The organism is Phaeobacter sp. PT47_59 (assembly GCF_028890025.1).
Lineage (GTDB): Bacteria > Pseudomonadota > Alphaproteobacteria > Rhodobacterales > Rhodobacteraceae > Phycobacter.
Genome location: NZ_JARCJL010000005.1, coordinates 21,698 through 46,333 on the forward strand (window position 1 = coordinate 21,698; position 24,636 = coordinate 46,333).

Annotated in this window: 24 protein-coding genes; 11 read left to right on the forward strand and 13 right to left on the reverse strand. The window is 63.1% G+C overall.

Annotated features, from left to right (window positions below; all coding sequences use genetic code 11):
- Positions 1–323 precede the first annotated feature (323 nt).
- Positions 324–1,487 (reverse strand): acyl-CoA dehydrogenase family protein, encoded by a 1,164-nt coding sequence (locus PXK01_RS06000; protein ID WP_274859257.1) that lies wholly within the window; start codon positions 1,485–1,487, stop codon positions 324–326.
- Positions 1,488–1,565: 78 nt separating this feature from the next.
- On the opposite strand from PXK01_RS06000, the gene PXK01_RS06005 reads away from it, so the two are divergent.
- Positions 1,566–2,504: a GlxA family transcriptional regulator gene (locus PXK01_RS06005; RefSeq protein WP_274859258.1), complete on the forward strand. Its 939-nt coding sequence runs from the start codon at positions 1,566–1,568 to the stop codon at positions 2,502–2,504.
- On the opposite strand, the gene PXK01_RS06010 is transcribed toward PXK01_RS06005, so the two are convergent.
- Together PXK01_RS06010 and PXK01_RS06015 are read right to left on the reverse strand one after the other, a co-directional pair.
- A complete protein-coding gene (locus PXK01_RS06010) occupies positions 2,501–3,700 on the reverse strand; it encodes a hypothetical protein (protein ID WP_274859259.1) in 1,200 nt (399 codons plus the stop codon). The two genes, PXK01_RS06005 and PXK01_RS06010, sit on opposite strands and share 4 nt — an antisense overlap.
- Before the next feature lie 30 nt (positions 3,701–3,730).
- Positions 3,731–4,501, reverse strand: a complete 771-nt coding sequence (locus PXK01_RS06015) for a class II aldolase and adducin N-terminal domain-containing protein (protein ID WP_274859260.1) — start codon at positions 4,499–4,501, stop codon at positions 3,731–3,733.
- Between the two features lie 186 nt (positions 4,502–4,687).
- On the opposite strand from PXK01_RS06015, the gene ade reads away from it, so the two are divergent.
- The 4 genes from ade to PXK01_RS06035 all read left to right on the forward strand — a co-directional run bounded on the left by ade (position 4,688) and on the right by PXK01_RS06035 (position 9,430).
- Complete coding sequence (ade, locus tag PXK01_RS06020) at positions 4,688–6,490, forward strand: adenine deaminase (protein ID WP_274849709.1); 1,803 nt, start codon at positions 4,688–4,690, stop codon at positions 6,488–6,490.
- Entirely contained in the window at positions 6,487–7,953 is a 1,467-nt protein-coding gene (locus PXK01_RS06025; protein WP_274859261.1) for an AMP nucleosidase, read from the forward strand. The genes ade and PXK01_RS06025 overlap by 4 nt, the downstream gene beginning before the upstream one ends.
- Before the next feature lie 142 nt (positions 7,954–8,095).
- Positions 8,096–8,383: an HU family DNA-binding protein gene (locus PXK01_RS06030; protein WP_274849711.1), complete on the forward strand. Its 288-nt coding sequence runs from the start codon at positions 8,096–8,098 to the stop codon at positions 8,381–8,383.
- Between the two features lie 159 nt (positions 8,384–8,542).
- A complete protein-coding gene (locus PXK01_RS06035) occupies positions 8,543–9,430 on the forward strand; it encodes a DMT family transporter (RefSeq protein WP_274859262.1) in 888 nt (295 codons plus the stop codon).
- A gap of 9 nt (positions 9,431–9,439) precedes the next feature.
- On the opposite strand, the gene PXK01_RS06040 is transcribed toward PXK01_RS06035, so the two are convergent.
- Entirely contained in the window at positions 9,440–9,961 is a 522-nt protein-coding gene (locus PXK01_RS06040) for a glutathione peroxidase (RefSeq protein ID WP_446728422.1), read from the reverse strand.
- A 163-nt stretch (positions 9,962–10,124) separates the two neighbouring features.
- Between PXK01_RS06040 and msrB the strand changes: the two genes are divergently transcribed.
- Both msrB and msrA read left to right on the forward strand, forming a co-directional pair.
- Positions 10,125–10,574 (forward strand): peptide-methionine (R)-S-oxide reductase MsrB, encoded by a 450-nt coding sequence (gene msrB, locus PXK01_RS06045; RefSeq protein WP_274849713.1) that lies wholly within the window; start codon positions 10,125–10,127, stop codon positions 10,572–10,574.
- The gene (msrA, locus tag PXK01_RS06050; protein ID WP_274849714.1) at positions 10,571–11,083 is read left to right on the forward strand and encodes a peptide-methionine (S)-S-oxide reductase MsrA; all 513 of its coding nucleotides are present in this window, start codon (positions 10,571–10,573) and stop codon (positions 11,081–11,083) included. Before msrB ends, msrA begins: the two co-directional genes overlap by 4 nt.
- Before the next feature lie 75 nt (positions 11,084–11,158).
- Here the strand turns inward: msrA and PXK01_RS06055 are convergent, their stop codons facing one another.
- Positions 11,159–13,168 carry a hydantoinase/oxoprolinase family protein gene (locus PXK01_RS06055; protein WP_274859263.1) on the reverse strand — a complete coding sequence of 670 codons (2,010 nt, stop codon included), beginning with the start codon at positions 13,166–13,168 and terminating at the stop codon, positions 11,159–11,161.
- Between the two features lie 125 nt (positions 13,169–13,293).
- Here PXK01_RS06055 and PXK01_RS06060 point away from each other — a divergent pair, with 125 nt between their 5' ends.
- A complete protein-coding gene (locus PXK01_RS06060) occupies positions 13,294–14,181 on the forward strand; it encodes an SDR family oxidoreductase (protein WP_274859264.1) in 888 nt (295 codons plus the stop codon).
- Between the two features lie 113 nt (positions 14,182–14,294).
- On the opposite strand, the gene dxs is transcribed toward PXK01_RS06060, so the two are convergent.
- The 6 genes from dxs to PXK01_RS06090 form a co-directional block, all read right to left on the reverse strand.
- Positions 14,295–16,223, reverse strand: coding sequence for a 1-deoxy-D-xylulose-5-phosphate synthase (dxs, locus tag PXK01_RS06065; RefSeq protein WP_274859265.1), 1,929 nt, complete (start codon positions 16,221–16,223; stop codon positions 14,295–14,297).
- A 42-nt stretch (positions 16,224–16,265) separates the two neighbouring features.
- Positions 16,266–17,150 (reverse strand): polyprenyl synthetase family protein, encoded by an 885-nt coding sequence (locus PXK01_RS06070; protein ID WP_342456176.1) that lies wholly within the window; start codon positions 17,148–17,150, stop codon positions 16,266–16,268.
- Positions 17,151–17,154: 4 nt separating this feature from the next.
- The gene (locus PXK01_RS06075; protein WP_274859267.1) at positions 17,155–17,403 is read right to left on the reverse strand and encodes an exodeoxyribonuclease VII small subunit; all 249 of its coding nucleotides are present in this window, start codon (positions 17,401–17,403) and stop codon (positions 17,155–17,157) included.
- 175 nt (positions 17,404–17,578) lie between these two features.
- The gene (locus PXK01_RS06080; protein ID WP_274859268.1) at positions 17,579–18,064 is read right to left on the reverse strand and encodes a hypothetical protein; all 486 of its coding nucleotides are present in this window, start codon (positions 18,062–18,064) and stop codon (positions 17,579–17,581) included.
- A 202-nt stretch (positions 18,065–18,266) separates the two neighbouring features.
- Entirely contained in the window at positions 18,267–18,968 is a 702-nt protein-coding gene (locus PXK01_RS06085) for a response regulator (RefSeq protein WP_274846897.1), read from the reverse strand.
- Positions 18,965–19,477 carry a MarR family winged helix-turn-helix transcriptional regulator gene (locus PXK01_RS06090; protein ID WP_274859269.1) on the reverse strand — a complete coding sequence of 171 codons (513 nt, stop codon included), beginning with the start codon at positions 19,475–19,477 and terminating at the stop codon, positions 18,965–18,967. The genes PXK01_RS06085 and PXK01_RS06090 overlap by 4 nt, the downstream gene beginning before the upstream one ends.
- A gap of 190 nt (positions 19,478–19,667) precedes the next feature.
- Between PXK01_RS06090 and PXK01_RS06095 the strand changes: the two genes are divergently transcribed.
- The gene (locus PXK01_RS06095; RefSeq protein ID WP_274859270.1) at positions 19,668–20,534 is read left to right on the forward strand and encodes a branched-chain amino acid aminotransferase; all 867 of its coding nucleotides are present in this window, start codon (positions 19,668–19,670) and stop codon (positions 20,532–20,534) included.
- A 100-nt stretch (positions 20,535–20,634) separates the two neighbouring features.
- Here the strand turns inward: PXK01_RS06095 and PXK01_RS06100 are convergent, their stop codons facing one another.
- Entirely contained in the window at positions 20,635–21,063 is a 429-nt protein-coding gene (locus tag PXK01_RS06100; protein ID WP_274846900.1) for an organic hydroperoxide resistance protein, read from the reverse strand.
- Positions 21,064–21,174: 111 nt separating this feature from the next.
- On the opposite strand from PXK01_RS06100, the gene PXK01_RS06105 reads away from it, so the two are divergent.
- On the forward strand, positions 21,175–21,606 hold the full coding sequence (locus PXK01_RS06105; RefSeq protein WP_274859271.1) for a MarR family winged helix-turn-helix transcriptional regulator: 432 nt from the start codon (positions 21,175–21,177) through the stop codon (positions 21,604–21,606).
- A gap of 119 nt (positions 21,607–21,725) precedes the next feature.
- The gene (locus tag PXK01_RS06110) at positions 21,726–23,288 is read left to right on the forward strand and encodes an alkaline phosphatase D family protein (protein ID WP_274859272.1); all 1,563 of its coding nucleotides are present in this window, start codon (positions 21,726–21,728) and stop codon (positions 23,286–23,288) included.
- Positions 23,289–23,348: 60 nt separating this feature from the next.
- Here PXK01_RS06110 and PXK01_RS06115 read toward each other — a convergent pair whose 3' ends face one another.
- On the reverse strand, positions 23,349–24,290 hold the full coding sequence (locus tag PXK01_RS06115; protein ID WP_274859273.1) for a DMT family transporter: 942 nt from the start codon (positions 24,288–24,290) through the stop codon (positions 23,349–23,351).
- Positions 24,291–24,636 lie beyond the last annotated feature (346 nt).

The window sequence follows — 24,636 nt, forward strand, 5'->3', positions numbered from 1 at the left end:
GCACAGCAAAGTAACCTTTGGTTAAGGTCTTTAACTCTTTATGGTTGTGCGGAACGAGTAGGGATGCTTTAGACCGCATATCTAGGAAGCCCCCCGCGCCGGATTGGTGTCGGGGGGCTGACTTTGTCCAAAGCCCAGCATTTCTTGGCAGAGTGCTGCCGATACAAAATCGCGGCTGTCGCACATGCGGTCCGCTGCGGCCTTGCGGCGGCGCGTGGATCCAGAAATCTGATCAAATTTAGCAACTCTCCCACCGGGAGAACCGCTGTATTCTTGCGGCATGCAGTGCGCCGTGGCTTGTCCTTCAGATGACGCAACGTCCTTCAGCCTCCGAGCGGGCGCAGCAGTTCGCGGCTGATGATATGGCGCTGGATTTCGCTGGTGCCTTCCCAGATCCGTTCGACCCGGGCATCGCGCCAGATGCGTTCCAGCGGCAGCTCGTCCATCAGCCCCATGCCGCCGTGGATCTGGATCGCCTCATCGGCGACCATGGCCAGCATTTCGGTTGCCTTCAGCTTGGCCATGGACATGTCGCTTTCGGTGACGCTGCCCTGATCGAACTTCCAGCCTGCTTCCCAGGTCAATAGGTTCGCGGCCTTCAGTTCCATTGCCATATCGGCTAGCTTGAAGGAGACGCCCTGGAACTTGCCGATCTGCTGGCCGAACTGCTTGCGCTCGGCGGCATATTCCACCGCTTGCTGCAGCGCCCGTTCGGCGCGGCCCAGACAGGTTGCGGCAACTTGCAGGCGGGTGGCGCCCAGCCAGGTGTTTGCCACCTCGAAGCCCTTGTCCACCTCACCCAGGATCGCCGATTTCGGCAGGCGGCACTCGTCGAATTCGAGCACCGCATTGGTATAGCCGCGGTGGCTGACATTGCGGTATCCGTCGCGCACGCTGAAGCCCGGCGTGCCCTTGTCCACGAAAAAGGCGGTGATCTTCTTCTTCGGTCCGCGGGGCGTCATCTCTTCGCCGGTGGCCATGAAGACGATAGCGAAATCGGCGATGTCAGCATGGCTGATGAAATGCTTGGTGCCATTGAGGATGAAGTCGTCACCATCCGCCCGCGCCGTTGCCGTCATGCCGCGCAGGTCGGATCCTGCGCCCGGTTCGGTCATCGCCAGGCAGTCCCATTTCTCTCCCTTCATGCAGGGGTAGAGGTACTTTTCCTTCTGTTCCTCCGTGCCGGCCAGAAGGATGTTCGAGGGGCGCGCAACGCAGGTCCAGTGCAGCGCATAATTGGCGCGACCCAGCTCCTTTTCGTACATCAGCCATGTGAGTGTATCGAGGCCCGCGCCGCCCACCTCTTCGGGCATGTTGGCGGCATATAGGCCAGCGTCGATCGCCTTGGCCTGGATCTCCTTGATCAGCTCCATCGGCAGATGGCCGCTGCGCTCCACCGCCAGCTCGTGCGGGTACAGCTCCTTTTCGACAAAGGCGCGGGTGGTATCGACGATCATCGTCTGTTCTTCGCTCATGCCAAACTGCATCACGGGGATCCTTCTTGTTCGCTTGCCGCAAAGCCTAGGAGGGCTGTAGGCTGATATCATGCAGAAATGAGATAAACCATGCAGAGTTGGGTCAAAGATGCCGCCGCGCCGCAGCAAGTCGATGTGCTGCTCTTCGATGCCTTTTCCGGCCATTGCCTGGCCAACACGATAGAGCCGATGCGCGCTGCCAACACCCTGGCGGGGCGGCGGATCTACGGTTGGCGGTTCCTGACGCTGTCCGGCGGCACGGCGGTGTCCTCGGCCGGGATGGAGGTGACGGCCCATGCGCGCCTGACCGACTGCAGTGGCGATATGCTGATTGCCATGCCCAGCTATGATTACCGGCGATTGGCGAGCGAGGCCACGGGTCGGGCGCTGCGGGCGGCGGCGGGACGTTACGATGTGATGGCGGGGTTTGATGCAGGCGCCTGGCTGTTGGCGGCTGCGGGACTGCTTGATGGGCGCTGCGCGACCATTCACTGGGAAGAATTGCCGGGTTTTGCCGAAGCCTTTCCTGCCGTCGATGCACAGCGCCTGCGCCACGTGCGAGACGGCAACCGGATCACCTGCTCCGGTGCGCTGGCAGCGTTCGAGCTGATGCTGGACCTGATCGCGGAACGCCACGGCCAAGCCCTGCGGCTGGAGCTTGCCGCCCTGTTCATGAGCCCCGAGGCCACCGGCGGCCAGGTGGTGCCGCTGGCGCGCAGCCGGTCCTTGGTGCGGGCCATCGAGGTGATGCAGGCCAACCTCGAAGAGCCGCTGACCATCGGCACCGTCGCCCGCCGCGTGGGGCGCAGCCAGAAGGATCTGGAGGCGCGGATGAAGGCGGAGCTCGGCGCGTCTCCGCAGGTGGTCTACCGCAGGCTGCGGCTGATCCAGGCGCGCAAGCTGGTGCTGGAAACGCCCCTGGCGGTGGCCGAGATCGCCCTGCGCTGCGGCTACGAGGACCCCAGCGCCATGACCCGCGCCTTTCGCCGCGAATTCGGCACCACGCCGCAAAAGCTGCGCCGGGGTTAACCGGCGCCTTGCCGCGCGCTGATCCAGCCGTTCAGACGCCAGATCCCCCAGGCCAGCGGAATGGCGGCAAGCCCGCCGATCACATAGGCAAGCGGTTCATCCGCGAAGCTTTCGAACAGTTGGGTATAGGCATGAATGCCGCCAAAGGTGAGCGCGGCGTTGAAAAGCCCCCGTTCGTTGCGCTGGGCGGCCCAGATCACCATGCCCGCCAGCACCAGCGCCCAAAGCACGGAATAGGCCCCGGCGGTCAGTTCAAAGGCATGGTCGCGGAATGCGGTTCGGGCGGTGTCGAAACTCTCCCAATCCTCATAGGCGCTGCCAGAGTAACGACCTGGCCCCCAGATGGTCTCTCCGGGAAAATCCCCCCAAAGCGACCCGACCAGCGCGCAGAGATTGGCCACCACAAAGGCGAGCATCACCAGGCTGCGCAGGTGCCGCGCGATGCGTTCGGCCTGGCGTTTGGCGAACCACAGGCACAGGGCGATCAGCAATGCCATCTGCAGGATCGAAAGCGTCGGCTCGGGCGAATAGAACACATAGGCCGCGTGAAAATAGGCGCTGCCGGTTTCCAGCGCCTGCGCAAAGGGCGCCAATGCCAGCGCCGTGATCAGCCGCACATCGATCAGCGCGCCGACACCTGCCAGCAGGGCGGCGTAATAGAGCATTTCGATATTGCGCAGAGGTGAGCCGATGTCGTGCTGATGGCTCAGCGCCTCGATCCCGATGATATGGACGGCCAGCGCCATCAGGATCAGACTGCCAAGAACAAAATGCGACGACAGACCGCCGCGCCAGTACCGCAGCATGAGGCCCGCCAGCAGGGCACCCCCGGCAGGCGCCAGGATCAGCCCCGCACTGTCTTCATAACTCTCCATCAGCTCTAGCGTGGCGCCGCCGATCAGCATGCCCGCCCCGATCAGCGTGGCGGCATTGCCGAACATGCGAAACAGCTCGGCCGTGCGCGCCAGGATCACCAGGCCGCCCGCCGTCATCAGAAGGCCTGCAATGGCAACCGGCAGGGGCTCGGCCAGCCAGAAGATGAACCCGCCGGTGGCGGCCAGGATGCCAAGGCACAGGATCACATTGACGCCAAGGGTGACCATCGCCTCGCGCGCGCGGCTCTCGATGATGCGGGCCTGATCGGCGGTGATCACGCCGTCTTGGGTGAGCTTGGTGGTATCGGCGAGCGCATGCATCCGTGGCGACCCTTTCGTGCGGCCTGTCGATCAACTGGCGTAGGTGGAGCCTTCGCCGTCCAGCACCAGCTTGATCTCCCGCAGGTGTGCCTCGGCCTGACCGGGGTAGTCGTCCAGCTCGGCCGCGGTCTTTTCGGCGACCTCGTCCGACAGGCGCCGCAGGGGGAGGCCGGTTTGCAGCGCGCGGATATAGGTCTCGGCCGCGCGTTCAAAGTAATAGAGCCGGTTGAAGGTATCGCCGGGATCATCGCCGATCACAAGAACGCCATGGTTGCCCATGATCATCACCTTCTTCTTGGGATCACGCAGCATGGCGGCACAACGGCTGCCTTCATCCTCGAAGGCGAGGCCGCCATAGCCATCGTCGATCACGTAGCGATCAAAGAACATTGCGGTGTTCTGGTCGATGGGCGGCAGATTGCTATCGGCGAGCGAGGCCAGAACCGTGGCAAAGATCGAATGCACATGCATCACGCAGCGGGCATGGGGACACAGCCGGTGGATCGAGCCATGCAACCCCCAGGCGGTCGGATCGGGCGCATCGGGCCGCTCCATCGTTGCCGGATCATCGGCGTCCAGCAGCAACAGGTTGGAGGCGGTGATACGGGCAAAATGCATCTGGTTGGCATTCATCAGGAACCGGGTGCCTTCGGGGTTCACCGCCAGGCTGAAATGGTTCGCCACCCCTTCGTGCATGTTCAGCCGTTCGGTCCAGCGAAAGGTGGCCGCAAGGTCAACCCGCTCCTGCCAGTGCCCGATATTCTGCCGGTCGACACTGGGATGCAAATCCGTGACTGTCATGTGATGCTCTCCAATTTCCGCTTGTTAGAGCCTGATTTACCAGCTCATCGATACCAATTTTCTCCAGCCTCCCGCGTCGCGCCCAAACTGACAAGGGGAATTCTTCGCTTTCCCCGATAGGTGATCCTTTGAGCGCAGAATACCGTCGCCCCTTGCACTTGTGAGCGCAATCAGAACAATTGGCGCATGACACAGACCGTATTTCCGAGCTGGCCCGATTCCGCCCCGAAACTGATCGATGTTGCCGCTGGCCGTGCGCCTGCAGACACGGTGATCCGGCAGGGTAAATGGGTCAATGTGCACACCCGCGAAGTGCTGGACGGCCACGACATCGCCATCGTCGCGGGGCGGATCGCCTATGTTGGCCCCGATGCCTCTTACTGCACCGGTCCGGACACCGAAGTGATCGAAGCGCAGGGTCGCTACATGATCCCCGGCCTGTGTGATGCCCATATGCATATCGAAAGTGGCATGCTGACCCCGGCGGAATTTGCCCGCGCGGTGATCCCGCATGGCACCACGACGATGTTCACTGATCCGCATGAGATCGCCAATGTGCTGGGTCTGGATGGCGTGCGGATGATGCATGACGAGGCGCTGATGCAGCCAGTCAATATCTTCACCCAGATGCCAAGCTGCGCCCCTTCGGCGCCGGGGCTTGAGACGACGGGCTATGAAATCTCGCCCGAGGATGTGAGCGAGGCGATGACCTGGCCCGGCATCATCGGTCTGGGCGAGATGATGAATTTCCCTGGCGTTGCCAATGCCGATCCAAAGATGTTGGCCGAGATCGCCGCGACCCAGCGCGCTGGCAAGACGGTGGGCGGGCACTATGCCTCTCCGGACCTTGGCCCCGATTTCGCGGCCTATGTGGCGGGCGGCCCGGCGGACGATCACGAGGGCACCTGCGAGGCCGACGCCATTGCCCGGATGCGACAGGGAATGCGCGCCATGGTGCGGCTCGGCTCTGCCTGGTACGACGTCGAGGCGCAGATCACCGCGATCACCGAAAAGGGCCTGGACCCGCGCAACTTCATCCTCTGCACCGATGATTGCCACTCGGGCACCTTGGTGCATGATGGCCATATGAACCGGGTGGTGCGCCACGCCATCGACTGCGGCTGCGATCCGGTCGTGGCCCTGCAGATGGCGACGATCAACACAGCGACACACTTTGGGCTAGAGCGGGAGTTGGGATCGATCACCCCCGGCCGCCGCGCCGATGTGATCCTGACCTCGGACCTGCGGACGCTGCCCATCGAATTGGTGATGGCTCGCGGGCAGATCGTGGCCGAAAACGGCTCTATCGCGGTGGAATGCCCGCATTTTGACTGGCCGAAAAGTGCCACCGGGACGGTCCATCTGGGGCATCAACTGACGGCGGCAGACTTTGAACTGAAGGCGCCCGAGGGGGCAAATTCGGTCACCGCCAATGTAATCGGTGTGGTGGAAAACCAGGCCCCGACCAAGGCGCTGAAGGCCGAGCTTCCGGTTGTCGACGGGCTGGTCGAAGGTACCGGCGATGTGTGCCAGATCGCGCTCGTCGAACGCCATCGCGCGACCGGCGGAGTGACCAATGCCTTTGTGTCTGGCTTTGGGTACGAGGGACCCGTGGCGATGGCCTCCACCGTGGCCCATGACAGCCATCACATGATCGTTGTCGGCACCGACCGGGAACAGATGGCGTTGGCCGCCAATCGCCTGGCCGAAGTGGGCGGCGGTGTCACGCTGTTCCGCGACGGAGAGGAACTGGCGCTGGTCGAACTGCCCATCGCGGGGCTGATGTCGAACCGCCCTGCCACCGAGGTCGCCGCCAAGGCGCAGAAACTGGTCGAGGCGATGGAGGCCTGCGGCTGCAAGCTGAACAACGCCTATATGCAGCACTCGCTGTTGGCGCTGGTGGTTATCCCGGAACTCAGGATCTCGGATCTGGGGTTGGTAGATGTGCGCACATTCCAGAAAATCCCAGTATTAGAGCCTATGTCATGACGACCATCCGTCTGCCGAAACACCCCGAACCCGAAACCTATACTGACCCTGCACTGGCGGTGGAGCGGTTGGAGCTGTTGTACCAACAGGCCACCGATTTCCTGTGTGACGGGTTCATACGGGTAATGGAAAATGCAGCCCCTGCGGGGCAACGTATCCGCGCCTTCTATCCCGAGATCCGCTTTACCACCTCCAGCTTTGCGCAGGTGGATTCGCGGCTCAGCTTCGGGCATGTGTCGATGCCCGGCACCTATGCCACCACGGTGACGCGCCCGGATCTGTTCCGCAACTACCTGATCCAGCAGATCGGGCTGTTGATCAAGAACCACGGTCAGCCGGTCACCATCGGTGCGTCAGACACACCGATCCCGGTGCATTTCGCGGTTGCTGCCCGTCCCGATCTGACCGTGCCGCAGGATGGGGCCGCCGGGTTCACCCTGCGCGATGTCTTTGATGTGCCGGATCTGTCGACCACCCATGACGATATCGTCAATGGCACCCATCAGCCTGCCAATGGCACCGGGCCGCTGGCGCTGTTCACGGCGCAGCGCGTGGATTACTCGCTGGCGCGGCTGGCGCATTACACGGCGACCGATCCGTCGCATTTCCAGAACCACGTGCTGTTCACCAACTACCAATTCTACGTGGCCGAGTTCGAAGCCTATGCCCGCGCGCAGCTGGCGGATCCGGCATCGGGCTACACCGGTTTTGTCAGCACCGGCGATCACGAGATCACCGATGCGGATGCCGAGATTCCGCCGGTCGACAAGCTGCCGCAGATGCCGACTTACCATCTGAAGCGCAAAGACGGCAGCGGTATCACCCTGGTCAATATCGGCGTCGGCCCCTCGAACGCCAAGACCGCCACCGACCATATCGCGGTGCTGCGGCCGCATGCCTGGCTGATGGTGGGGCACTGCGCCGGGCTCAGGAATACCCAGGCGCTGGGCGATTTCGTCCTGGCCCATGCTTACTTGCGCGAGGATCACGTACTGGACGATGACCTGCCGGTCTGGACCCCGATCCCGGCGCTGGCGGAAATCCAGATTGCGCTGGAACAGGCAGTGGCCGAGGTCACCGAACTGGAAGGCTACGATCTGAAACGGATCATGCGCACCGGCACAGTCGCCACTATCGACAACCGCAACTGGGAGTTGCGCGACCAGTCCGGCCCGGTGCAGCGGCTCAGCCAATCGCGCGCCATTGCGCTGGATATGGAAAGCGCCACCATTGCCGCCAATGGCTATCGCTTCCGGGTGCCCTACGGCACGCTGCTGTGTGTGTCGGACAAGCCGCTGCATGGGGAGCTGAAGTTGCCGGGCATGGCCTCTGATTTCTACCAGACCCAGGTTTCGCGCCATTTGCAGATCGGAATTCGCGCGATGGAGCAGCTGCGCGGCATGCCCTTGGCACGCCTTCACAGCCGAAAACTGCGCTCTTTTGACGAAACCGCCTTTCTGTAAGGGTAGTTTTCCCCAGTTTTCTGCGGAAAATCGCTTGTTTTCTCACTCTTTGGTGAAGCAATGCGTTGTGTTACCGCACAACATAAAGATAATGTCACGCGATGAGGCCCCAGAGTTCGGGCAGTTTTAAGGAGAGCTAAGAATGTCCAAACCGATGACCAAAACCCAGCTTGTCGCAGCACTGGCTGAGGAAATGGGCAGCGACAAGAAAGCCGCCGGCGCCGCGCTGGATGCTGTTTGCGCGCTGATCACACGCGAAGTGTCGAACGGCGGTGCCGTGACCCTGCCCGGTGTCGGAAAGATCTACTGCCGCGAGCGCCCCGAGCGCGAAGTGCGCAACCCCGCCACCGGCGAGAAGTTCATGAAAGAGGCCGACAAGGTCGTCAAGATGACCATCGCCAAGGCCCTGAAGGACAGCGTCAACGGCTAAGTCCAAGGGTTGATCCACCGGATCACAGTTTCAAAGGGCCATCCTCAGGGGTGGCCCTTCCTTTTTGCGTGATCGCTCGCCCTGATCAGAAGTCCGGCGCGGCTTGCATGATCGGATGATTTGCGGGACTGTCGCCGCAAAACTGCGAAAGGATGGGGCGTGGATATTCGTGCAATTGCCATGGGGCTGACCTTTGCCCTGATGTGGTCCTCGGCCTTTACCTCGGCACGGATTATCGTGGTGGATGCATCGCCGCTGTTTTCGCTGGCGGTGCGGTTCCTGATTTCCGGCCTGATCGGCGTCGCCATCGCGGCGGCCATGGGCCAGACCTGGCGGCTGACGCGGGGCCAGTGGCGGGCGACGGTGATCTTCGGCATCTGCCAGAACGCGCTGTACCTGGGACTCAATTTCGTCGCCATGCAGACGATCGAGGCCTCCTTTGCCGCCATCATTGCCTCGACCATGCCGCTCTTGGTGGCGCTGGCCTCTTGGGCGATCTTCCGGGAGCGGCTGAAACCCCTGGGCATCATTGGCCTATTGGCGGGGGTGCTGGGTGTCGCCCTGATCATGGGCACACGGATCAGCGCAGGTGTGGACCTGTTCGGCGTTCTATTGTGCGTGATAGGTGTCATCGCGCTTGCCACGGCCACCCTGGCCCTGCGCGGCGCCACATCGGGGGGTAACTTCATGATGGTGGTAGGGCTGCAGATGCTGATCGGCTCGGCCATCCTGTTCGTCGCCGCGCCCCTTTTCGAGGATATCTTCGTCAACCCGACCCTGCCGCTGGCGCTGGCCTTTGCCTATACCACGCTGGTGCCGGGGTTGGCGGCGACCTTTATCTGGGTGTTGCTGCTCAATCGCATCGGCGCGGTGCGGGCCGCCACGTTCCATTTCCTGAACCCGGTCTTTGGCGTGGCGATTGCGAGCCTTCTTCTGGGAGAGAAGCTGGGCCCGCTGGATATCATCGGCGTGTTGATCGTGACTGGTGGTATCCTGGCCGTGCAGCTGTCGAGACAGCCGGGAAAACAGGCAAAGCCCGCCGGTTAGAGATCGGTATCAGGGCAGAAACCGCTCTATCGCGCTGGTGATCTGTCCCGACAGGGGCCGCGCGACGGATCCCCAGGTGCCTGCCACGGATCCATCCGGCGCAATCAGGATCTTGTTGAAGTTCCAGCCCGGCTCAAACCCCGTCTCGGCGCGCACCGCCTGAAAAAACGGATGCGCTCCGGTGCCTTTCACATGGGTGATATCGGTCATCGGCAGGGTCAGATCATAGGTCAGTTCGCAAAACTGCTTCACCTCCTCCGCGCTGCCCAGCTCCTGCTTGAAATCATTGGACGGCACCGCCAGCACCACCAGCCCGCGATCCCGGTAGCGATCATAGAGTGTCTGCAGCCCCGAATACTGTTTGGTGAAGCCGCAGCGCGAGGCGGTATTCACCACCAGAACCGGCTGCCCGCGATAGCTGGCCAGATCAATCTCGCCCCCGTCGATCGAGGCAAACCGCCCGCCGATGGGCGCGGCCTGCGCCATTTGCCCCACGACGACCAGCGCGGCCAATATCCACATCCGTAGCATTTGATCCTCCACTGCTGTTTCTATGGGTACGCAAGGCAGCGCCAACAGGATCAATCTGCGCTTTGACGTGACGCACATCCGCGCGAGCCGATGCAATAATCGCTTTGCATTTGCCGCGCATCGGACCATGTATCAGGAAAGACTGATCCGCCGGAGGAAGGACATGACGCGCTATACCAAGGACCCGGATGCCATCGCCGCCCTGTCGGACGAGGAATACTACGTCACCCAGAAATCGGGCACCGAACGGCCCGGCACCGGCAAGCTGCTTTATAACAAGGCGCCGGGGATCTACGTGGATATCGTCTCGGGGGAGCCGTTGTTCGCCTCTGCGGACAAATATGAATCCGGTTGCGGCTGGCCCAGTTTCACCAAACCGATTGAACCGGCCCATGTGCAGGAACTGGAGGATCGCTCCCTCGGCATGATCCGCACCGAGGTCCGCTCGACCCATGGCGACAGCCATCTGGGGCACGTCTTCCCCGATGGCCCGCTGGACCGTGGCGGCCTGCGCTACTGCATCAACTCTGCCTCGCTACGCTTTGTGCATCTCGACGACATGGAGGCCCAGGGCTATGGCGATTACATCGATCAAGTGGAGGACCACAGATGAGCAATCCTGAACGCGCCGTTCTGGCGGGCGGCTGTTTCTGGGGCATGCAGGACCTGATCCGCAAGCGCCCCGGCGTCATCAAGACCCGCGTCGGCTATACTGGCGGCGACGTGCCCAATGCCACCTACCGCAACCACGGCACTCATGCCGAAGGGATCGAGATCCTGTTTGATCCGGCCAAGACCTCTTACCGGGAGCTTCTGGAGTTCTTCTTCCAGATCCACGATCCCACCACGGTGAACCGCCAGGGCAATGACATCGGGATGAGCTACCGTTCGGCCATCTACTATGTGGATGAGGCCCAGAAACAGATCGCCGAGGACACCATCGCCGATGTGAATGCCTCGGGCATCTGGCCCGGCAAGGTGGTGACCGAGCTGGAGCCCGTGGGAGATTTCTGGGAGGCCGAACCCGAGCATCAGGACTATCTTGAGCGGATCCCGGACGGCTATACCTGCCACTTCCCACGTCCCGACTGGACCCTGCCCAAACGCGACGCGGCGGAATAATAATGGGGTATTTCCCTTGTGCTAGAGCCTGAAATTGCCCGCCCGTGCGGAATGGCTTGGGCGGGTTTCTTCTGCCTAGTCTTCCGTTGCCACCCGCGGGCGTCCGCTTGCTTCGGCAGTCAGGAAGGCCTCGACAAATACCTCGCGCGCCTCGACCTGGGCAGTGCGGATATCCCGCGTGACATGAACATTGATATTTTCCGCCCCGGCGGCCTGCGCCTCATGCCGGGCCTCGGCACTCAGGTGATCCTCAAGGGTCTTCAGTGCCGCCTCAGAAGAGGTGAAATCCTGTGGCCCGCCCTCCAGGTGCACCCGGAACTTGCCTTCGGCCGGGGAGGTCACGCTGCCGCTGCGGCGCATGGTGACGCGGCCCACGACCGCACCGATGGCATTGGCGACGCCTGCATGTTCCGGCAGGATCATCCGGCAATGCAGCCGGTCTCCCACCGCCGGGTAATAGCTGGGGGCCGAGGCCCCAAGCCCCACCACATCCACGTTCAGCGCCGCATCCAGCGCCAGCATGCCCCGGTGGTTCTTCAGCCCCCGGCGCATCAGGACATGCCGCGCCAGCTGTTCGGGCGGCAGGCCAAAACCCTCAGACTCTTCCGCAAAAGCAGCCTCTAACAAGGTCAAAGAGGTCTGTTCGGTCAACTGGTCGATGATCGTCCGGGCCAGGGTTTCGGCATCCGGTGCAAGGGTATCCCCGCTGCCGATACGACGGCGGGCGAACAGGGTCAGCGCCTTTTCCGCCGCCACCCGGTCCCAGGCATCAAGCCGCCCCAGCACGTGCGACGCATCCGAGGGCGTGACCCCGGCAACCTGCACCAGCCCCCGGTCCACAAGCCTGTTCAGCGCGCCCTGCTCCATGCGGGTGCGCAGCACCGCGCCAAGGGGGTGCACGTCGCTGTCGATGCGGTCCAGCAGCACAGCCTCCCGTTCACCCAGGCCCGCGACGGGAAGGCCAGGCACCGCGCGCAGGAACTTGCCGTCGTGTTCGCCCACCACCGGGGCGTTCACCTGCCGGTCCAGCGCTGCGTGCACCACGTCGGGCGCCTCTGTCGCGATCAGCGAGATCGGCACCACCCGGCGCGGTCCCAGCACCAGCCCGCCTTGCAGGCCTTCTGCGTGGATATGGACCTGGCTGTCGCCGCCCAAACCGCTGGTGCGCATGGCAACCGCCTCCACCATGGTGCGATAGCCGCCGACGCGGGCGCCCTCGGGATCGATTGCGGGCCGTCCGCCCTTGATCAGAGCCACATCTGTGGTGGTGCCGCCGATGTCGCTGACCAGCGCGGTATCGACCCCGGTCATCCAGCGGGCCCCAACGATGGAGGCGGCAGGGCCGCTGAGGATCGTCTCGATCGGTCGGGTTCGCGCCTGCTCGGCGGACATCAGGGCCCCGTCGCCGCGCACCACCATCATCGGCGCGGTGATGCCGATATCCGCCAGCGTGTGCTGCGCGCGCCCGATCAGGCGGTCGATCATCCCGATCAGCCGCGCATTCAGCACCGCCGTCAGTGCGCGTTTCGGTCCGTTCAGTTTCGCCGACAGCTGGTGCGAACAGGTGACCGGCGCGCCGGTTGTCTCGGCAATGATCCGGGCAGCCTCCAGCTCATGCGCCGGGTTGCGGGTGGCAAAGACGCTGGCGACGGCATAGCCGCTGACACCCACGGTTTCAGTCTCTAAAAAGGCCAAAAGGGTATCTGTATCAAGCGGAGCCGCCTCGCTGCCCGCATGGGTATGCCCGCCAGCCAGCACCAGCGCCGGGTCTCCTTTCAGGGCTTCGCTCAACCCATGGCGCTCAAGATCCTCGGGCGCAAAGCCGATATATACCAGCGCCACGCGCCCGCCTTGCCCTTCGACCAGCGCATTGGTGGCCAGCGTGGTCGACAGCGCCGCCATCGACACATCCTGCGCGGCCACGCCCGATTGCGCCAACACCGCCCGCACCGCACCGCCCACGCCAATGGCCAGGTCATGCCGGGTGGTGAGGGATTTGGCCGAGGCGATCACCTCTTGCTCGTCCCGGATCAGCACCGCATCCGTATAGGTCCCGCCCGTATCCACTCCCAGTTGCAGCGCCATCGCCTGTTCCTTTTCTGCTCGCTGTTTCCCGGTGTAGCGTCGATTCTGTGCCGGTCCATCCTGTTTGCGTCATTGCGGGCATTTCCGCCCTTGCCGGGTGGCGCTCGGCGACGCATCTATGGCGTATGACAAAAACACTTCTCTCAATCGGCTATGGCTATTCGGCTCAGGCACTGGCGCGGCGGGTTCTGGCGCGGGGCTGGCGGGTGATTGGCACCACGCGGGATGTGCTGGAGGATGGCGGCCCGACAGAGGTGGACCTGCTGCAATGGCCCGGCGGTGATGTCCCCCTTGAGGGCGTCACCCATGTGCTGTCTTCCGTCGGCCCGAACGAGGATGGCGATCCGGTGATCACGGCGTTGCGGGATCAGCTGGCGACACGCGCCGCAGCGGGGCAGTTCGACTGGGTAGGGTATCTCTCCACCACCGCTGTCTATGGCGATCAGGGCGGCGCCTGGGTGGATGAAGATACACCGGTTGCCCCCTCCAGCCGTCGCGGTGCCTGGCGCGCGCAGGCAGAGGCGGAATGGCAGGCGATCCCCGGTCTGCCGCTGCATATCTTTCGTCTGGCAGGCATATACGGCCCCGGTCGCGGCCCCTTTGCCAAGCTGATGGCGGGCACGGCGCGGCGCATCGTGAAGCCCGGACAGGTGTTTTCCCGCATCCACGTGGAGGATATCGCGACGGTGCTTGAGGCCTCGATCGACCGCCCCAATCCGGGTGCGATCTACAATGTCTGCGATGACGAACCCGCCCCGCCGCAGGATGTGCTGGGCTTCGGGGCTGAATTGCTGGGCCTGCCGGTGCCTGCCGAGGTGCCCTTTGACGAGGCCGGGATGACCCCGATGGCGCGCAGTTTCTACGGCGAGAACAAGCGCGTTCGCAATACCCGCATCAAGGAAGAGCTGGGCGTGACGCTGGCCTACCCCGACTATCGCGTCGGCCTGCGTGCGGTGAAGGCGGCTGAGGATCTGGAGAGTTACACGCCCCCCGCCACGCCGCCGGCGCTGTAAGGGGGATCGCTTGGCCTGGGTGCGTGCCTGCCCGATGTGGAAAGCTTGCCTTCTGGGCAAGACGGCAGGCGCATTCGCGCCTCCCCAGGCAGTCACAGTCCTAACTTCAGCAGCTAAGCCCGCTTTTCCCCAATCGTGGCGATGCCCAGCACCTCCAGCACCTTGGCTTCGATCTGGGGGGCGTTCATGGCGGCCACGTCGTACATGTCCTTGGGGCTGGCCTGATCGATGAAGGTATCGGGCAGCACCATGGACCGGTACTTGAAGCCGCTATCGAACACGCCCTCATCCGCCAAAAGCTGCGCCACATGGCTGCCGAAGCCGCCTACAGCGCCTTCCTCGATGGTGATCAGCGCCTCGTGATCACTCGCCAGCTGCAAGATCATGTCGCGGTCCAGCGGTTTGGCAAAGCGGGCATCGGCAATCGTCGGCGTGATCCCCTTGGCCGCGAGCGCCTCGGCGGCTTTTTTCACCTCTCCCAGGCGGGTGCCGAAGGAGAGGATCGCGACGCGGGCACCTTTCTGGATCATTCGGCCCTTGCCGATCTCCAGAATTTGCGCCTCTTCGGGCATTTCGACGCCTTCGCCCTCACCACGCGGATAGCGGAAGGCGATGGGGCCGTCGTCATGGGCGGCGGCGGTGGCGACCATATGCTTCAGCTCGGCCTCGTCGGCAGCGGCCATCACCACCATGCCGGGCAGGTTGGCCATATAGGCGATATCGTAGCTGCCCGCATGGGTGGCGCCGTCGGCGCCCACCAGACCGGCGCGGTCGATGGCGAAACGCACCGGCAGGCGCTGGATCGCCACGTCATGCACCACCTGGTCATAACCGCGCTGCAGGAAGGTGGAATACATGGCGCAGAAGGGCTTCATCCCGCCGGCGGCCAGGGCGGCGGCAAAGGTGACGCCGTGCTGTTCGGCAATCCCCACGTCAAAGGTGCGCGAGGGGTAGCGCTCTGCCATCAGGCCCAGCCCGGTGCCATCGGGCATGGCGGCGGTCACGGCGCAGATCTTGTCATCTGTCGCGGCCAGCTTCACCAGCTCGTTGCCAAAGACCGAGGTATAGGAGGGGGCGTTGGAGGGCGGCTTGTTCTGCTTGCCGGTCACCACGTCAAAGGTCGCCGTTGCGTGGCCCTTGTCATCGGCGCGCTCGGCGGGGGCATAGCCCTTGCCCTTTTTCGTCAGCACATGGATCAGGATCGGACCGGAGGCGCGCGCCTTTACGGTGCGCAAGACCGGCAGAAGCTGGTCCATGTCATGCCCGTCGATGGGGCCGAGATAGGAAAAGCCGAGGGATTCGAACAGCGTGCCGCCCACGGCCATGCCCTTGAGCATGTCCTTGGCGCGTTTGGCGCCCTCGCGGAAGGGTTCCGGCAGCAATGATGCGGCGCCCTTGGCGACGGCTTTCAGCTCCTGAAACGGTTCCTCGGCATAAAGGCGGCTGAGGTAGGAGGACAGCGCCCCCACCGGCTGGGCGATCGACATTTCGTTGTCGTTGAGGATCACGATCAGGCGCTTGCCCAGGTGGCCCGCGTTGTTCATCGCCTCGAAGGCCATGCCGCCGGACATGGCGCCGTCGCCGATCACCGCGATGGCATCGCCCAGACCCTCGGGGATGTTGCCGCCGAGATCGCGCGCCACGGAGAACCCAAGGGCCGCACTGATCGAGGTAGAGCTATGGGCGGCGCCAAAGGGATCATAGGGGGATTCGGATCGTTTGGTGAAACCGGACAGGCCGCCCTTCTTGCGCAGGGTACGGATGCGGTCGCGGCGTCCGGTCAGGATCTTGTGCGGATAGCATTGGTGCGAGACATCCCAGATCACCTTGTCGCGCGGCGTCTCGAAGACCGCATGCAGCGCCACGGTCAGTTCCACCACACCCAGGCCCGCGCCCAGGTGGCCGCCGGTTTCGGAAACGGCAGAGATCGTCTCCTGGCGCAGCTCGTCTGCAACCTGCACCAGCTGGCGGTCGCTGAGGCCCTTAAGATCTGCCGGGCGGGCGATCTGGTCGAGTAGCGGGGTGTGGGGCCTCTCTGACATGGCTCCTCCTCAGGAGTGGCGCGGCGGGGGGCTGCGCTTTGGTTAGCTGTCGCGCGAGATAACGAAGCGCGCGGCGTCCTTCAAGGTTGCGGCCCCCTCTCCATAGGGGGAAAGCGCGGCGCATGCGGTCTCGCACAACTCTTTTGCGCGGGCTTTTGCCGCCTCCAGTCCCAACAGGGACACGAACGTGGCCTTGCCAGCGGTTTCATCCTTGCGCAGGGCCTTGCCGACCTTGGCGACGTCACCCTCAATATCCAAGATGTCGTCAGCGATCTGAAAGGCAAGGCCCAAGGCGCTGGCATAGGCACGTAAAGCACCTGCATCGGCACCTGCCAGAACGGCGCCGGCGGTGGCGGACCATTCGATCAGGCAGCCGGTCTTGCGGGCCTGAAGCCGGGTGATCTCATCCAGGGTGAGCGGGGCGGCGGCGGTTTCGGCGGCGATATCCAGCATCTGCCCGGAGACCATGCCATCCTTGCCGGCCGAGGCGGCCAGCGCCCGGATCAGTGGCAGGGCATGCACACCCATGTGATCGGAAGAGAGGAGCTCGAAGGCAAAGCTCTGCAGGGCATCCCCGGCGAGCGTCGCGGTGGCCTCGTCCCATTTTCGGTGCAGGGTGGGCTGGCCCCGGCGCAGATCGTCATCGTCCATGCAGGGCAGGTCGTCATGCACCAGCGAATAGGCATGGATGCATTCGATGGCCAGTGCCGCATCCAGCGCCGCCGTTTCATCCACCCCGTGCAGACGGGCGCTTTCCAGCACCAGGAAGCCGCGCAGCATCTTGCCGCCCAGCATGGCATAGCGCATGGCGTCATGCAGCTGGTCGTCGCCGGTCAGCCTTTTATGCATATGAGCGGTGATACGGGTCTGCGCGTCCAGAAGCGCAGGTTTGAGGGCCTGCGCGCCGGTCTTGGTCGTGGCGGTCATCCCGTCAGCCCGCATCCAGCGGCTGGGTGCCTGTCGGAGTGCCACTGGCATCCAGGGTGATGGCGGCGACCTTTTCCTCGGCGCGCTTCAGCTCGTCCTCGCAGCGTTTTTTCAGCGCCGCACCGCGCTCATACAGCGCGATCGAGTCATCCAGCGCCACGTCGCCGCGCTCCAGCTGGTCCACCACGCGCTCCAGCTCGGCCATGGCCTGTTCAAAGCTCATCTCTTCGACGGGGGTCTGGGTTTCACTCATCTGGCTGCCTTTGTCGATCTTGCTCTGTCCACATGTCCCGCAAGCCGGTTCAGCTTGGGCGGGCAGGCCGTTCAGAACATATCCAAGACGCAAAGTCGAGGTAATAAGGCCGCGCAACGGGGCCATGGATGGTCGATCAAACCGGGATTGGCCTGTGCCAGCGCAGGGCGCTGACCTAGCCCAGCTCTTCCTGGCACGCGATGGCGGCCTCCAGCCCGACATAGGTGCCGCCGAGATCGATGGCCATGACCTCTCCGTACTCATTATAGAGCGTCATCGTGTATTTCTCGGCGATATCGAACAGGAAATCCGGGTTGGTGAAATAGATATCCGCGCCGGGCACGCCATTGAGGTAGATGCCGGTGGCCTCGCCGTTGTATTCCTGCCCGTCCAGATCGAAGAGGATCGGATAGGCGGCGCCTTCCTCGATGGATCCCCAGGCCTCGTTAAAGGCGGTGACATAGCCCGCGCCCGCAGTGCGGTCGAAACCGATGCGCACCACCGAACCATCCTGATAGGCGGCCTGGATCAGGCAGCCATCGCCCAGACTGGGATCGATCATCACGTCCCAACCGCCTGCGGTGCCCCATTGTTCCAGACCCTGTGCCGTTGCCGCCAGCGGCAGCATCGCGGCAAGCACGGCATATGTGATGCGTTTCATTTGGTTGTCCCTCCCGTTGACCATGGGCTCGCTGAGCGTCAGCCGGTGTGTCATCCGGCGCCCGTCTACTTGGTACTCTACTTGGTACGTGGTGCAGCCTTGCCAGGCCTGCCGCAAGACAGGGCCGGGCAGCGTCACTGCCTGAAAGGTTAAACCATTTTGCGCAATCTGCCTTCAGAAAATCCCCGAAGCGATGCTGTGGTCAATCCGGCGCCAGCATATAGCCCGCGCCGCGCACGGTTTGCAGGTATTGCGGCTGTTTGGGATCTGCCTCGATCTTGCGGCGCAGACGGGTGATCTGCACATCCACCGCGCGTTCCTGGGCCTGGCCGCGATCACGGCCAAGGTCCTCGACCAGCTTGGCACGGCTGACCGGCTCGCCGGGGCAGGCCGAGAAGATCTTCATCAGCTGGACCTCGGTGCCGGTGAGGCGGATCAGCTCATCGCCCTGCCACATCTCGCCCCGTTCGATATCATAGCGGATGTCGCCAAGATGCAGCACCTTGGGCGCGCTGTCCTCGGCTACCGTATCGGGAATGCGCCGCAGGATCGCGTTGACGCGCAGCAAGAGTTCCTTGGGTTCGAACGGTTTCGACAGATAGTCGTCGGCGCCTGCCTCAAGCCCGGCAATCCGGTCCGGGGTTTCGCCCTTGGCCGTCAAGAGCAGGATCGGCGTTGCCATGGTTTCGCGCAAAGAGCGCGTCAGGCTGACGCCATCCTCTCCCGGCATCATCACGTCCATGATGATCAGGTCGAAATCGAGTCCCGCCAACAGCCGCCGGGCATGGGCGCCGTCGCGGGCTGCGGTGACCAGGAAACCGGCCCGCATCAGGAACTTCTTCAGCAGGCTGCGGATGCGCTCGTCGTCATCGACGATCATCAGATGGGCTTCGGGGCTGCTCATGATCCGGTTTCCCGCAGTTTGGCATAGGCGCGGCGCATGTCCGGATCCATCATTGCCTCCAGCACCTTCTTGAACCCCTGCACCGCCTCGGGGCCGGCCTCCTTGTAGGCGGCGCGCATGCGGGCGCGCTGGGCGTCCGACAGGGCGGTTTCCAGGGCGGTGCCCTTGTCGGTCAGGAACAGGTGACGTTCGCGTTTGTCGGCGGTGCCGATGCGACTTTCGACCAGCCCGTCCTCGATCAGGGTGCGTAACACGCGGTTCAGGGACTGTTTGGTCACGCCGAGGATGGTCAGCAGGTTGTTCACCGTGGTGCCCGGCGCGCGGTTGATGAAGTGGATCGCCCGGTGGTGCGCCCGCCCGTAGGCCATCTCGGCCAGGATCCGGTCGGGATCGGCGGTAAAGCCCCGATAGGCAAAGAACATTGCCTCGATCCCCTGGCGCAGCTGCTCATCGGTCAGAAACAACAGGCTTTCGCCGCCAAATCCCTGCCCTGATCGCCCTTCCGGCATGGCAGTCCCCCCTAAATGATACTCTTCCGGATGGTGATCCGGCCTGCTCTCACAGGCAGTTTAAGTCAGCGTTATTGACATTCCAAGGGTGAAGATGTATCGAATCGCAGCTTTGGCGCAACAATATGTCCGGTTCGGTCATTTCAGGCGCAACTTATGAAAACATCGATGGATTTAGGGGAGGTGCGGCATGGCCGGATATGATGACCGTGACGGATTGATCTGGATGGACGGCGAAATGGTCGAATGGCGGGATGCCAAGGTGCATATCCTGACCCATGCGATGCATTATGCCTCCTCCGTGTTCGAGGGCGAGCGCGCCTATAACGGCAAGATCTTCAAGAGCCGCGAACATTCCGAGCGTCTGATCGCCTCGGCCAAGGCGCTGGACATGCCGATGCCCTATACCGTGGATGAAATCGAGGCGGCCAAGGAAGAGACCCTGAAGGCCTCGGGGCTGACCGACGCCTATGTGCGCGCCCTGGTCTGGCGTGGCGCGGGCGAGGACATGGGCGTGGCTTCGGCCAAGAACCCGGTGCGGATGGCGGTGGCCGTCTGGGGCTGGGGCGCCTATTACGGCGACGCCAAGATGCAGGGCGCCAAGCTGGATATCGCGGAATGGAAACGGCCCAGCCCAGAGACCATCCCGGTGCACGCCAAGGCGGCGGGTCTTTACATGATCTGCACCATCTCCAAGCACAAGGCCGAGGCCAAGGGCTGCTCGGATGCGCTGTTCATGGACTACCGTGGCTACGTGGCCGAGGCGACCGGCGCCAATATCTTCTTCGTGAAGGATGGCGAGGTGCATACGCCGAAACCCGATTGCTTCCTCAACGGGATCACCCGGCAGACCGTGATCGGCATGCTGAAGGATCGCGGCATCACCGTGCATGAGCGCCACATCCTGCCCGAGGAAATGGAAGGCTTCGAGCAGTGCTGGCTGACCGGCACCGCCGCCGAGGTGACCCCGGTGGGCGAGATCGGCCCCTACACGTTTGAAGTGGGTCAGATGACCCGCGAGATCGCCGAAGCCTACGAGGCGCTGGTGCGCAGCTGATCGCACTGGGCTGCTATCAAGATGCAAAAGCGCGGACCGAATGGCCCGCGCTTTTTCAGTTTCAGGACCTGCGGTGCCGGGAGTGCCTTGTGGAAGGCGATCAGACCACCTCGGTGGTGACTTCGATATTGCCACGGGTGGCATTGGAGTAGGGGCAGATGGCGTGGCCCGCATCGGCGATGCGCTGCACCTCAGCCTTGTCGACGCCGGGCATGGAGACTTTCAGCTTCACCTCAAGGCCAAAGCCGCCGCTCTCGCTGGGGCCGATCCCGACCTCTGCATCGACCGAGACATCGTCGGGAACCTTGGCCAGGGTCGCATCCTGGGTGGTGGCGAATTTCATCGCGCCGATATAGCAGGCGGCATAGCCCGCGGCGAACAGTTGCTCGGGGTTGCTGCCCTTGCCGCCGCCGCCCATTTCCTTTGGCGGATCCAGGTCCAGGGTGACCTCGCTGCCGTGGATGCTGGCCTTGCCGTCGCGCCCGCCGGTTGCGGTGGCGCCTGCGGTGTAGATTGCGTTGATGGACATCTCGTCTCCTTGTTGACTCGCACGTTTTTATATCGTGCACGATAGAAATAGCAGGCCGATCCCGAAAATCAAGCGCTTGCGATTAAAGCGTGCACGACATAAACCCACCTCATGACCTCTGCGCTGACAATCGACGATCTGCTGTGTTTTTCGCTCTACTCGGCGAACCACGCGCTGACGCGGCTGTATCGCCCGTTGTTGGAGCCCTTGGGGCTGACCTACCCGCAATACCTGGTGCTGATGGCCCTGTGGGAGCAGGACGCGCAAAAGGTCAGCGATCTGGGCAAGCGGCTGGATCTTGAGACCAACACGCTGACGCCTTTGCTGAAACGGATGGAGAGCGCGGGCTACCTGAGCCGTCGCCGCAACCCGCAGGATGAGCGCAGCCTGATCGTGTCGCTTACCGACAAGGGGGCGGGGCTCAAGGGCGAGGCGCGCCATATCTCTACCTGCGTGATCGAGGCAATGGGCGGGGACCTGGAAGAGCTGATCGAGCTGCGCGATCGGGTCAATGCCCTGCGCGCGCGGATCGACCAGGCCTGAGCGCAAGCCGCCGGTCTTCACAAAACATTTTCCAAAGTTTCATTTTGATCCCGTGGTACTTTTACATTCCCGGGGTCTGTCTGGCGCCACCTATCCAATTGCAACAGACAGGGTTTGTCATGTCTTCTCATCGCTTTATGCGTCCCAGCCGCCGGGCCTTCCTGGCGGGCGGTACCGCTTTTGCCGCCGCGCTGGCGGCGCCTTCGATTTCCCGCGCCGGCGCGCGCCCGATCTTTACCCACGGTGTTCAGTCGGGTGACGTCAACACCATGTCCGGCATGATCTGGACCCGCACCGACCGCCCCGCGCGGGTGATGATGGAAGTCTCCACCACCGAGAGCTTTGCCAATGCGCGCCAGCTGACGCCGATGAACGCGCTGCCCGGAAGCGATTTCGCGGTAAAGCGCATGGTGGACGGTCTGCCGTCCGATCAGGATATCTTCTACCGCTTCGTGGCGGCGGATCTGAACGACCTGCAGGCCACGTCCGAACCCATCGTCGGCCAGTTCCGCACCGCCCCCACCGCGCGCCGCGATGTGCGGTTTGCCTGGTCGGGCGACACCGCCGGTCAGGGCTGGGGCATCGATGACGAAGGCATGCGCACCTATGCCACCATGGCCCAGCACCGCCCCGATTTCTTCATCCACTCGGGCGACACCATCTATGCCGACGGCCCGATGAAGGATGAGGTCGAAAAGGACGGAAAGCTGATCTGGAAGAACGCCACCCTGATCGACGAAAAGCGCAAAGTGGCCGAAACGTTGGACGAATTCCGCGGCCAGTGGAAATACAACATGATGGACGAGCACGTGCGCGCGATGAACGCCCTGTGTCCGACCTTCTTCCAGTGGGATGACCACGAGGTGGTGAACAACTGGTCGGATGCCAAGGACCTGAGCGGCGATGATCGCTACACCGAGAAGAACGTGCATCTGCTGGCGTCCCGGTCGGCGCAGGCCTTCCACGAGATGACCCCGATCAGCTACACCCCTGCCGAGCCGGGCCGGGTCTACCGCAAGATCGGCTATGGTCCGATGCTGGACGTCTTCTTCCTGGATCTGCGCAGCTACCGTGCGGGCAATAGCTTGGGCCTGCAGGACAACCCCGCCGATGAGGCCACCACGCTTTTGGGTGCCGAGCAGATCGCATGGCTCAAGCGTGAGCTGGTGCAATCCACCGCCACCTGGAAGGTCATCGCCTGCGACATGCCGATCGGCCTTGTGGTCCGCGATGGCGAGCGGGTCGAGGCGATCTCGAACGGTGACAACGGTAGCGCCAAGGGCCGCGAATTCGAAATCGCCGACCTCTTGCGCTTCATCAAGACCGCGAAGATCGACAATACCGTGTGGTTCACCGCCGATGTGCATTACACCGCCGCGCATTACTACAACCCGGACAAGGCCGCCTTCCAGGATTTCGAACCGTTCTGGGAGTTCGTCTCGGGCCCGCTCCATGCCGGCACCTTTGGCCCGAATGCGCTGGATGGCACCTTTGGCCCCGAGGTCAAGTTCGTGAAGGCCCCGAAAGAGGGCGAAGCCAACCTGCCGCCCTCCGAAGGGTTGCAGTTCTTCGGCCTGGTGGACATCGACGGTGCCACCCAGCAGATGACCGTGCGCCTGATGGACCGTGCCGATCAGGAGCTGTGGAAGATCACCCTGGATCCCAAGGGCACCCGCATCTGACCCTTTGACCCGAGATCGAAATCAGCATTGGCCTCGGCGTAACTGCCGGGGCCAATTGCCTTACCCGCCCTTGGGGTCGGTGAGGGAGCGTGCCTTGCCGCGTTCCAGCCCCAGGCGGCTTTCGCGCCAGATCACCAGCGCGTTGCCCGCGATCACCAGCGTGGCCCCTGCCAGCATGACAAAGGTTGGCAGCTCGTCGAACCAGAAATATCCTAGCAGGATCGCGAAAATCATCGAGACATAGTCATAGGGCGCCAACATCGAGGCAGGCGCAAACCGGTAGGAGGAGGTCACAAGGATCTGCGCAATGCCACCCACCAGGCCGGCGCCGATCAGCATCGCCAGAACCTCGGCGCTGGGCATCACCCAGCCAAAGGGCAGCGTCAGCAGCGCCAGGGCCGAAGCGGTCAGCGAGAAGTAGAAGACGATGGCGGCGGTCGGCTCGGTCATCACCATGCGGCGCACGTGGATCTGCACGAACCCCCGCGCGATGGTCGCCCCCAGCACCAAGAGCGCGCCCAGCGTCGCCCCGTCCGACAGATCCGCACCGGACCCAAGGCGCGGCCAGATCATGATCATCACCCCGACCAGGCCGATGGCGACAGCGGTGATGCGCACCAGGCGGATGGTCTCCCCCAAGAACATCGCCGCCAGGATCAGCGTGAAGATCGGCGTGGCATAGCCGATGGCGGTGACCTCTGGCAGCGGCAACAGACCGAGACCGAGGAAGGTCATCCCCATGGCCGAGGTTCCGACCAAGCCCCGCCAGACATGCACCATCGGGTTCTTCGTCTTCAGCCCTTCCCGCAGATCCCCGCGCAGGGCCAGCCAGACAACAATGACAGGGATCGCAAAGAAGGAGCGGAAGAACACCGCCTCCCCCGCCGGAACCTGTTCGGTTGCGGCTTTGATCAATGCCGACAGAATGGTGAACAAGCCGATCGCCGCCACCTTGAGCAGAATCGCCAGAACAGGTCGATGCGATGTTAAGGGTTTTGTCATGTGCGGAAATCTGCGCCTGTGCGAGGCAAAGATCAAGGAGATGTCTGCTAGTCGTGTTGGACATCAGTGTGGGCGAAATGGGCAATTGCGACGACCGCAGCAAATAAGCTTTGCCTGCTGTTTCAGCGGTACTGTCGGAAGCGTCATGAAAACGCGGGTTCGCTTAGAATACTTCCTCAAGCCAACCTATGTTGGAGTATGCCCCGCGTTCACACTCTTCAAGACTGGCGTAGTATCCTGACATGTTCGGACAGGACCAGTACCCGCCATCCGGATGGTAGAGCAGTTCGTCTTCATTTACATCAACCCAAAGGTTTTCGTAGTAGCGAAACAACTTGCGATCAGG

Bases quoted from the DNA above. Each gene is read 5' to 3' on its own strand.
- PXK01_RS06000 (WP_274859257.1), bottom strand. From the start codon at position 1,487: ATGCAGTTTGGCATGAGCGAAGAACAGACGATGATCGTCGATACCACC.
- PXK01_RS06005 (WP_274859258.1), top strand. From the start codon at position 1,566: ATGCAGAGTTGGGTCAAAGATGCCGCCGCGCCGCAGCAAGTCGATGTG.
- PXK01_RS06010 (WP_274859259.1), bottom strand. From the start codon at position 3,700: ATGCATGCGCTCGCCGATACCACCAAGCTCACCCAAGACGGCGTGATC.
- PXK01_RS06015 (WP_274859260.1), bottom strand. From the start codon at position 4,501: ATGACAGTCACGGATTTGCATCCCAGTGTCGACCGGCAGAATATCGGG.
- ade (WP_274849709.1), top strand. From the start codon at position 4,688: ATGACACAGACCGTATTTCCGAGCTGGCCCGATTCCGCCCCGAAACTG.
- PXK01_RS06025 (WP_274859261.1), top strand. From the start codon at position 6,487: ATGACGACCATCCGTCTGCCGAAACACCCCGAACCCGAAACCTATACT.
- PXK01_RS06030 (WP_274849711.1), top strand. From the start codon at position 8,096: ATGTCCAAACCGATGACCAAAACCCAGCTTGTCGCAGCACTGGCTGAG.
- PXK01_RS06040 (WP_446728422.1), bottom strand. From the start codon at position 9,961: ATGCTACGGATGTGGATATTGGCCGCGCTGGTCGTCGTGGGGCAAATG.
- msrB (WP_274849713.1), top strand. From the start codon at position 10,125: ATGACGCGCTATACCAAGGACCCGGATGCCATCGCCGCCCTGTCGGAC.
- msrA (WP_274849714.1), top strand. From the start codon at position 10,571: ATGAGCAATCCTGAACGCGCCGTTCTGGCGGGCGGCTGTTTCTGGGGC.
- PXK01_RS06055 (WP_274859263.1), bottom strand. From the start codon at position 13,168: ATGGCGCTGCAACTGGGAGTGGATACGGGCGGGACCTATACGGATGCG.
- PXK01_RS06060 (WP_274859264.1), top strand. From the start codon at position 13,294: ATGACAAAAACACTTCTCTCAATCGGCTATGGCTATTCGGCTCAGGCA.
- dxs (WP_274859265.1), bottom strand. From the start codon at position 16,223: ATGTCAGAGAGGCCCCACACCCCGCTACTCGACCAGATCGCCCGCCCG.
- PXK01_RS06070 (WP_342456176.1), bottom strand. From the start codon at position 17,150: ATGACCGCCACGACCAAGACCGGCGCGCAGGCCCTCAAACCTGCGCTT.
- PXK01_RS06075 (WP_274859267.1), bottom strand. From the start codon at position 17,403: ATGAGTGAAACCCAGACCCCCGTCGAAGAGATGAGCTTTGAACAGGCC.
- PXK01_RS06080 (WP_274859268.1), bottom strand. From the start codon at position 18,064: ATGAAACGCATCACATATGCCGTGCTTGCCGCGATGCTGCCGCTGGCG.
- PXK01_RS06085 (WP_274846897.1), bottom strand. From the start codon at position 18,968: ATGAGCAGCCCCGAAGCCCATCTGATGATCGTCGATGACGACGAGCGC.
- PXK01_RS06090 (WP_274859269.1), bottom strand. From the start codon at position 19,477: ATGCCGGAAGGGCGATCAGGGCAGGGATTTGGCGGCGAAAGCCTGTTG.
- PXK01_RS06095 (WP_274859270.1), top strand. From the start codon at position 19,668: ATGGCCGGATATGATGACCGTGACGGATTGATCTGGATGGACGGCGAA.
- PXK01_RS06100 (WP_274846900.1), bottom strand. From the start codon at position 21,063: ATGTCCATCAACGCAATCTACACCGCAGGCGCCACCGCAACCGGCGGG.
- PXK01_RS06105 (WP_274859271.1), top strand. From the start codon at position 21,175: ATGACCTCTGCGCTGACAATCGACGATCTGCTGTGTTTTTCGCTCTAC.
- PXK01_RS06110 (WP_274859272.1), top strand. From the start codon at position 21,726: ATGTCTTCTCATCGCTTTATGCGTCCCAGCCGCCGGGCCTTCCTGGCG.
- PXK01_RS06115 (WP_274859273.1), bottom strand. From the start codon at position 24,290: ATGACAAAACCCTTAACATCGCATCGACCTGTTCTGGCGATTCTGCTC.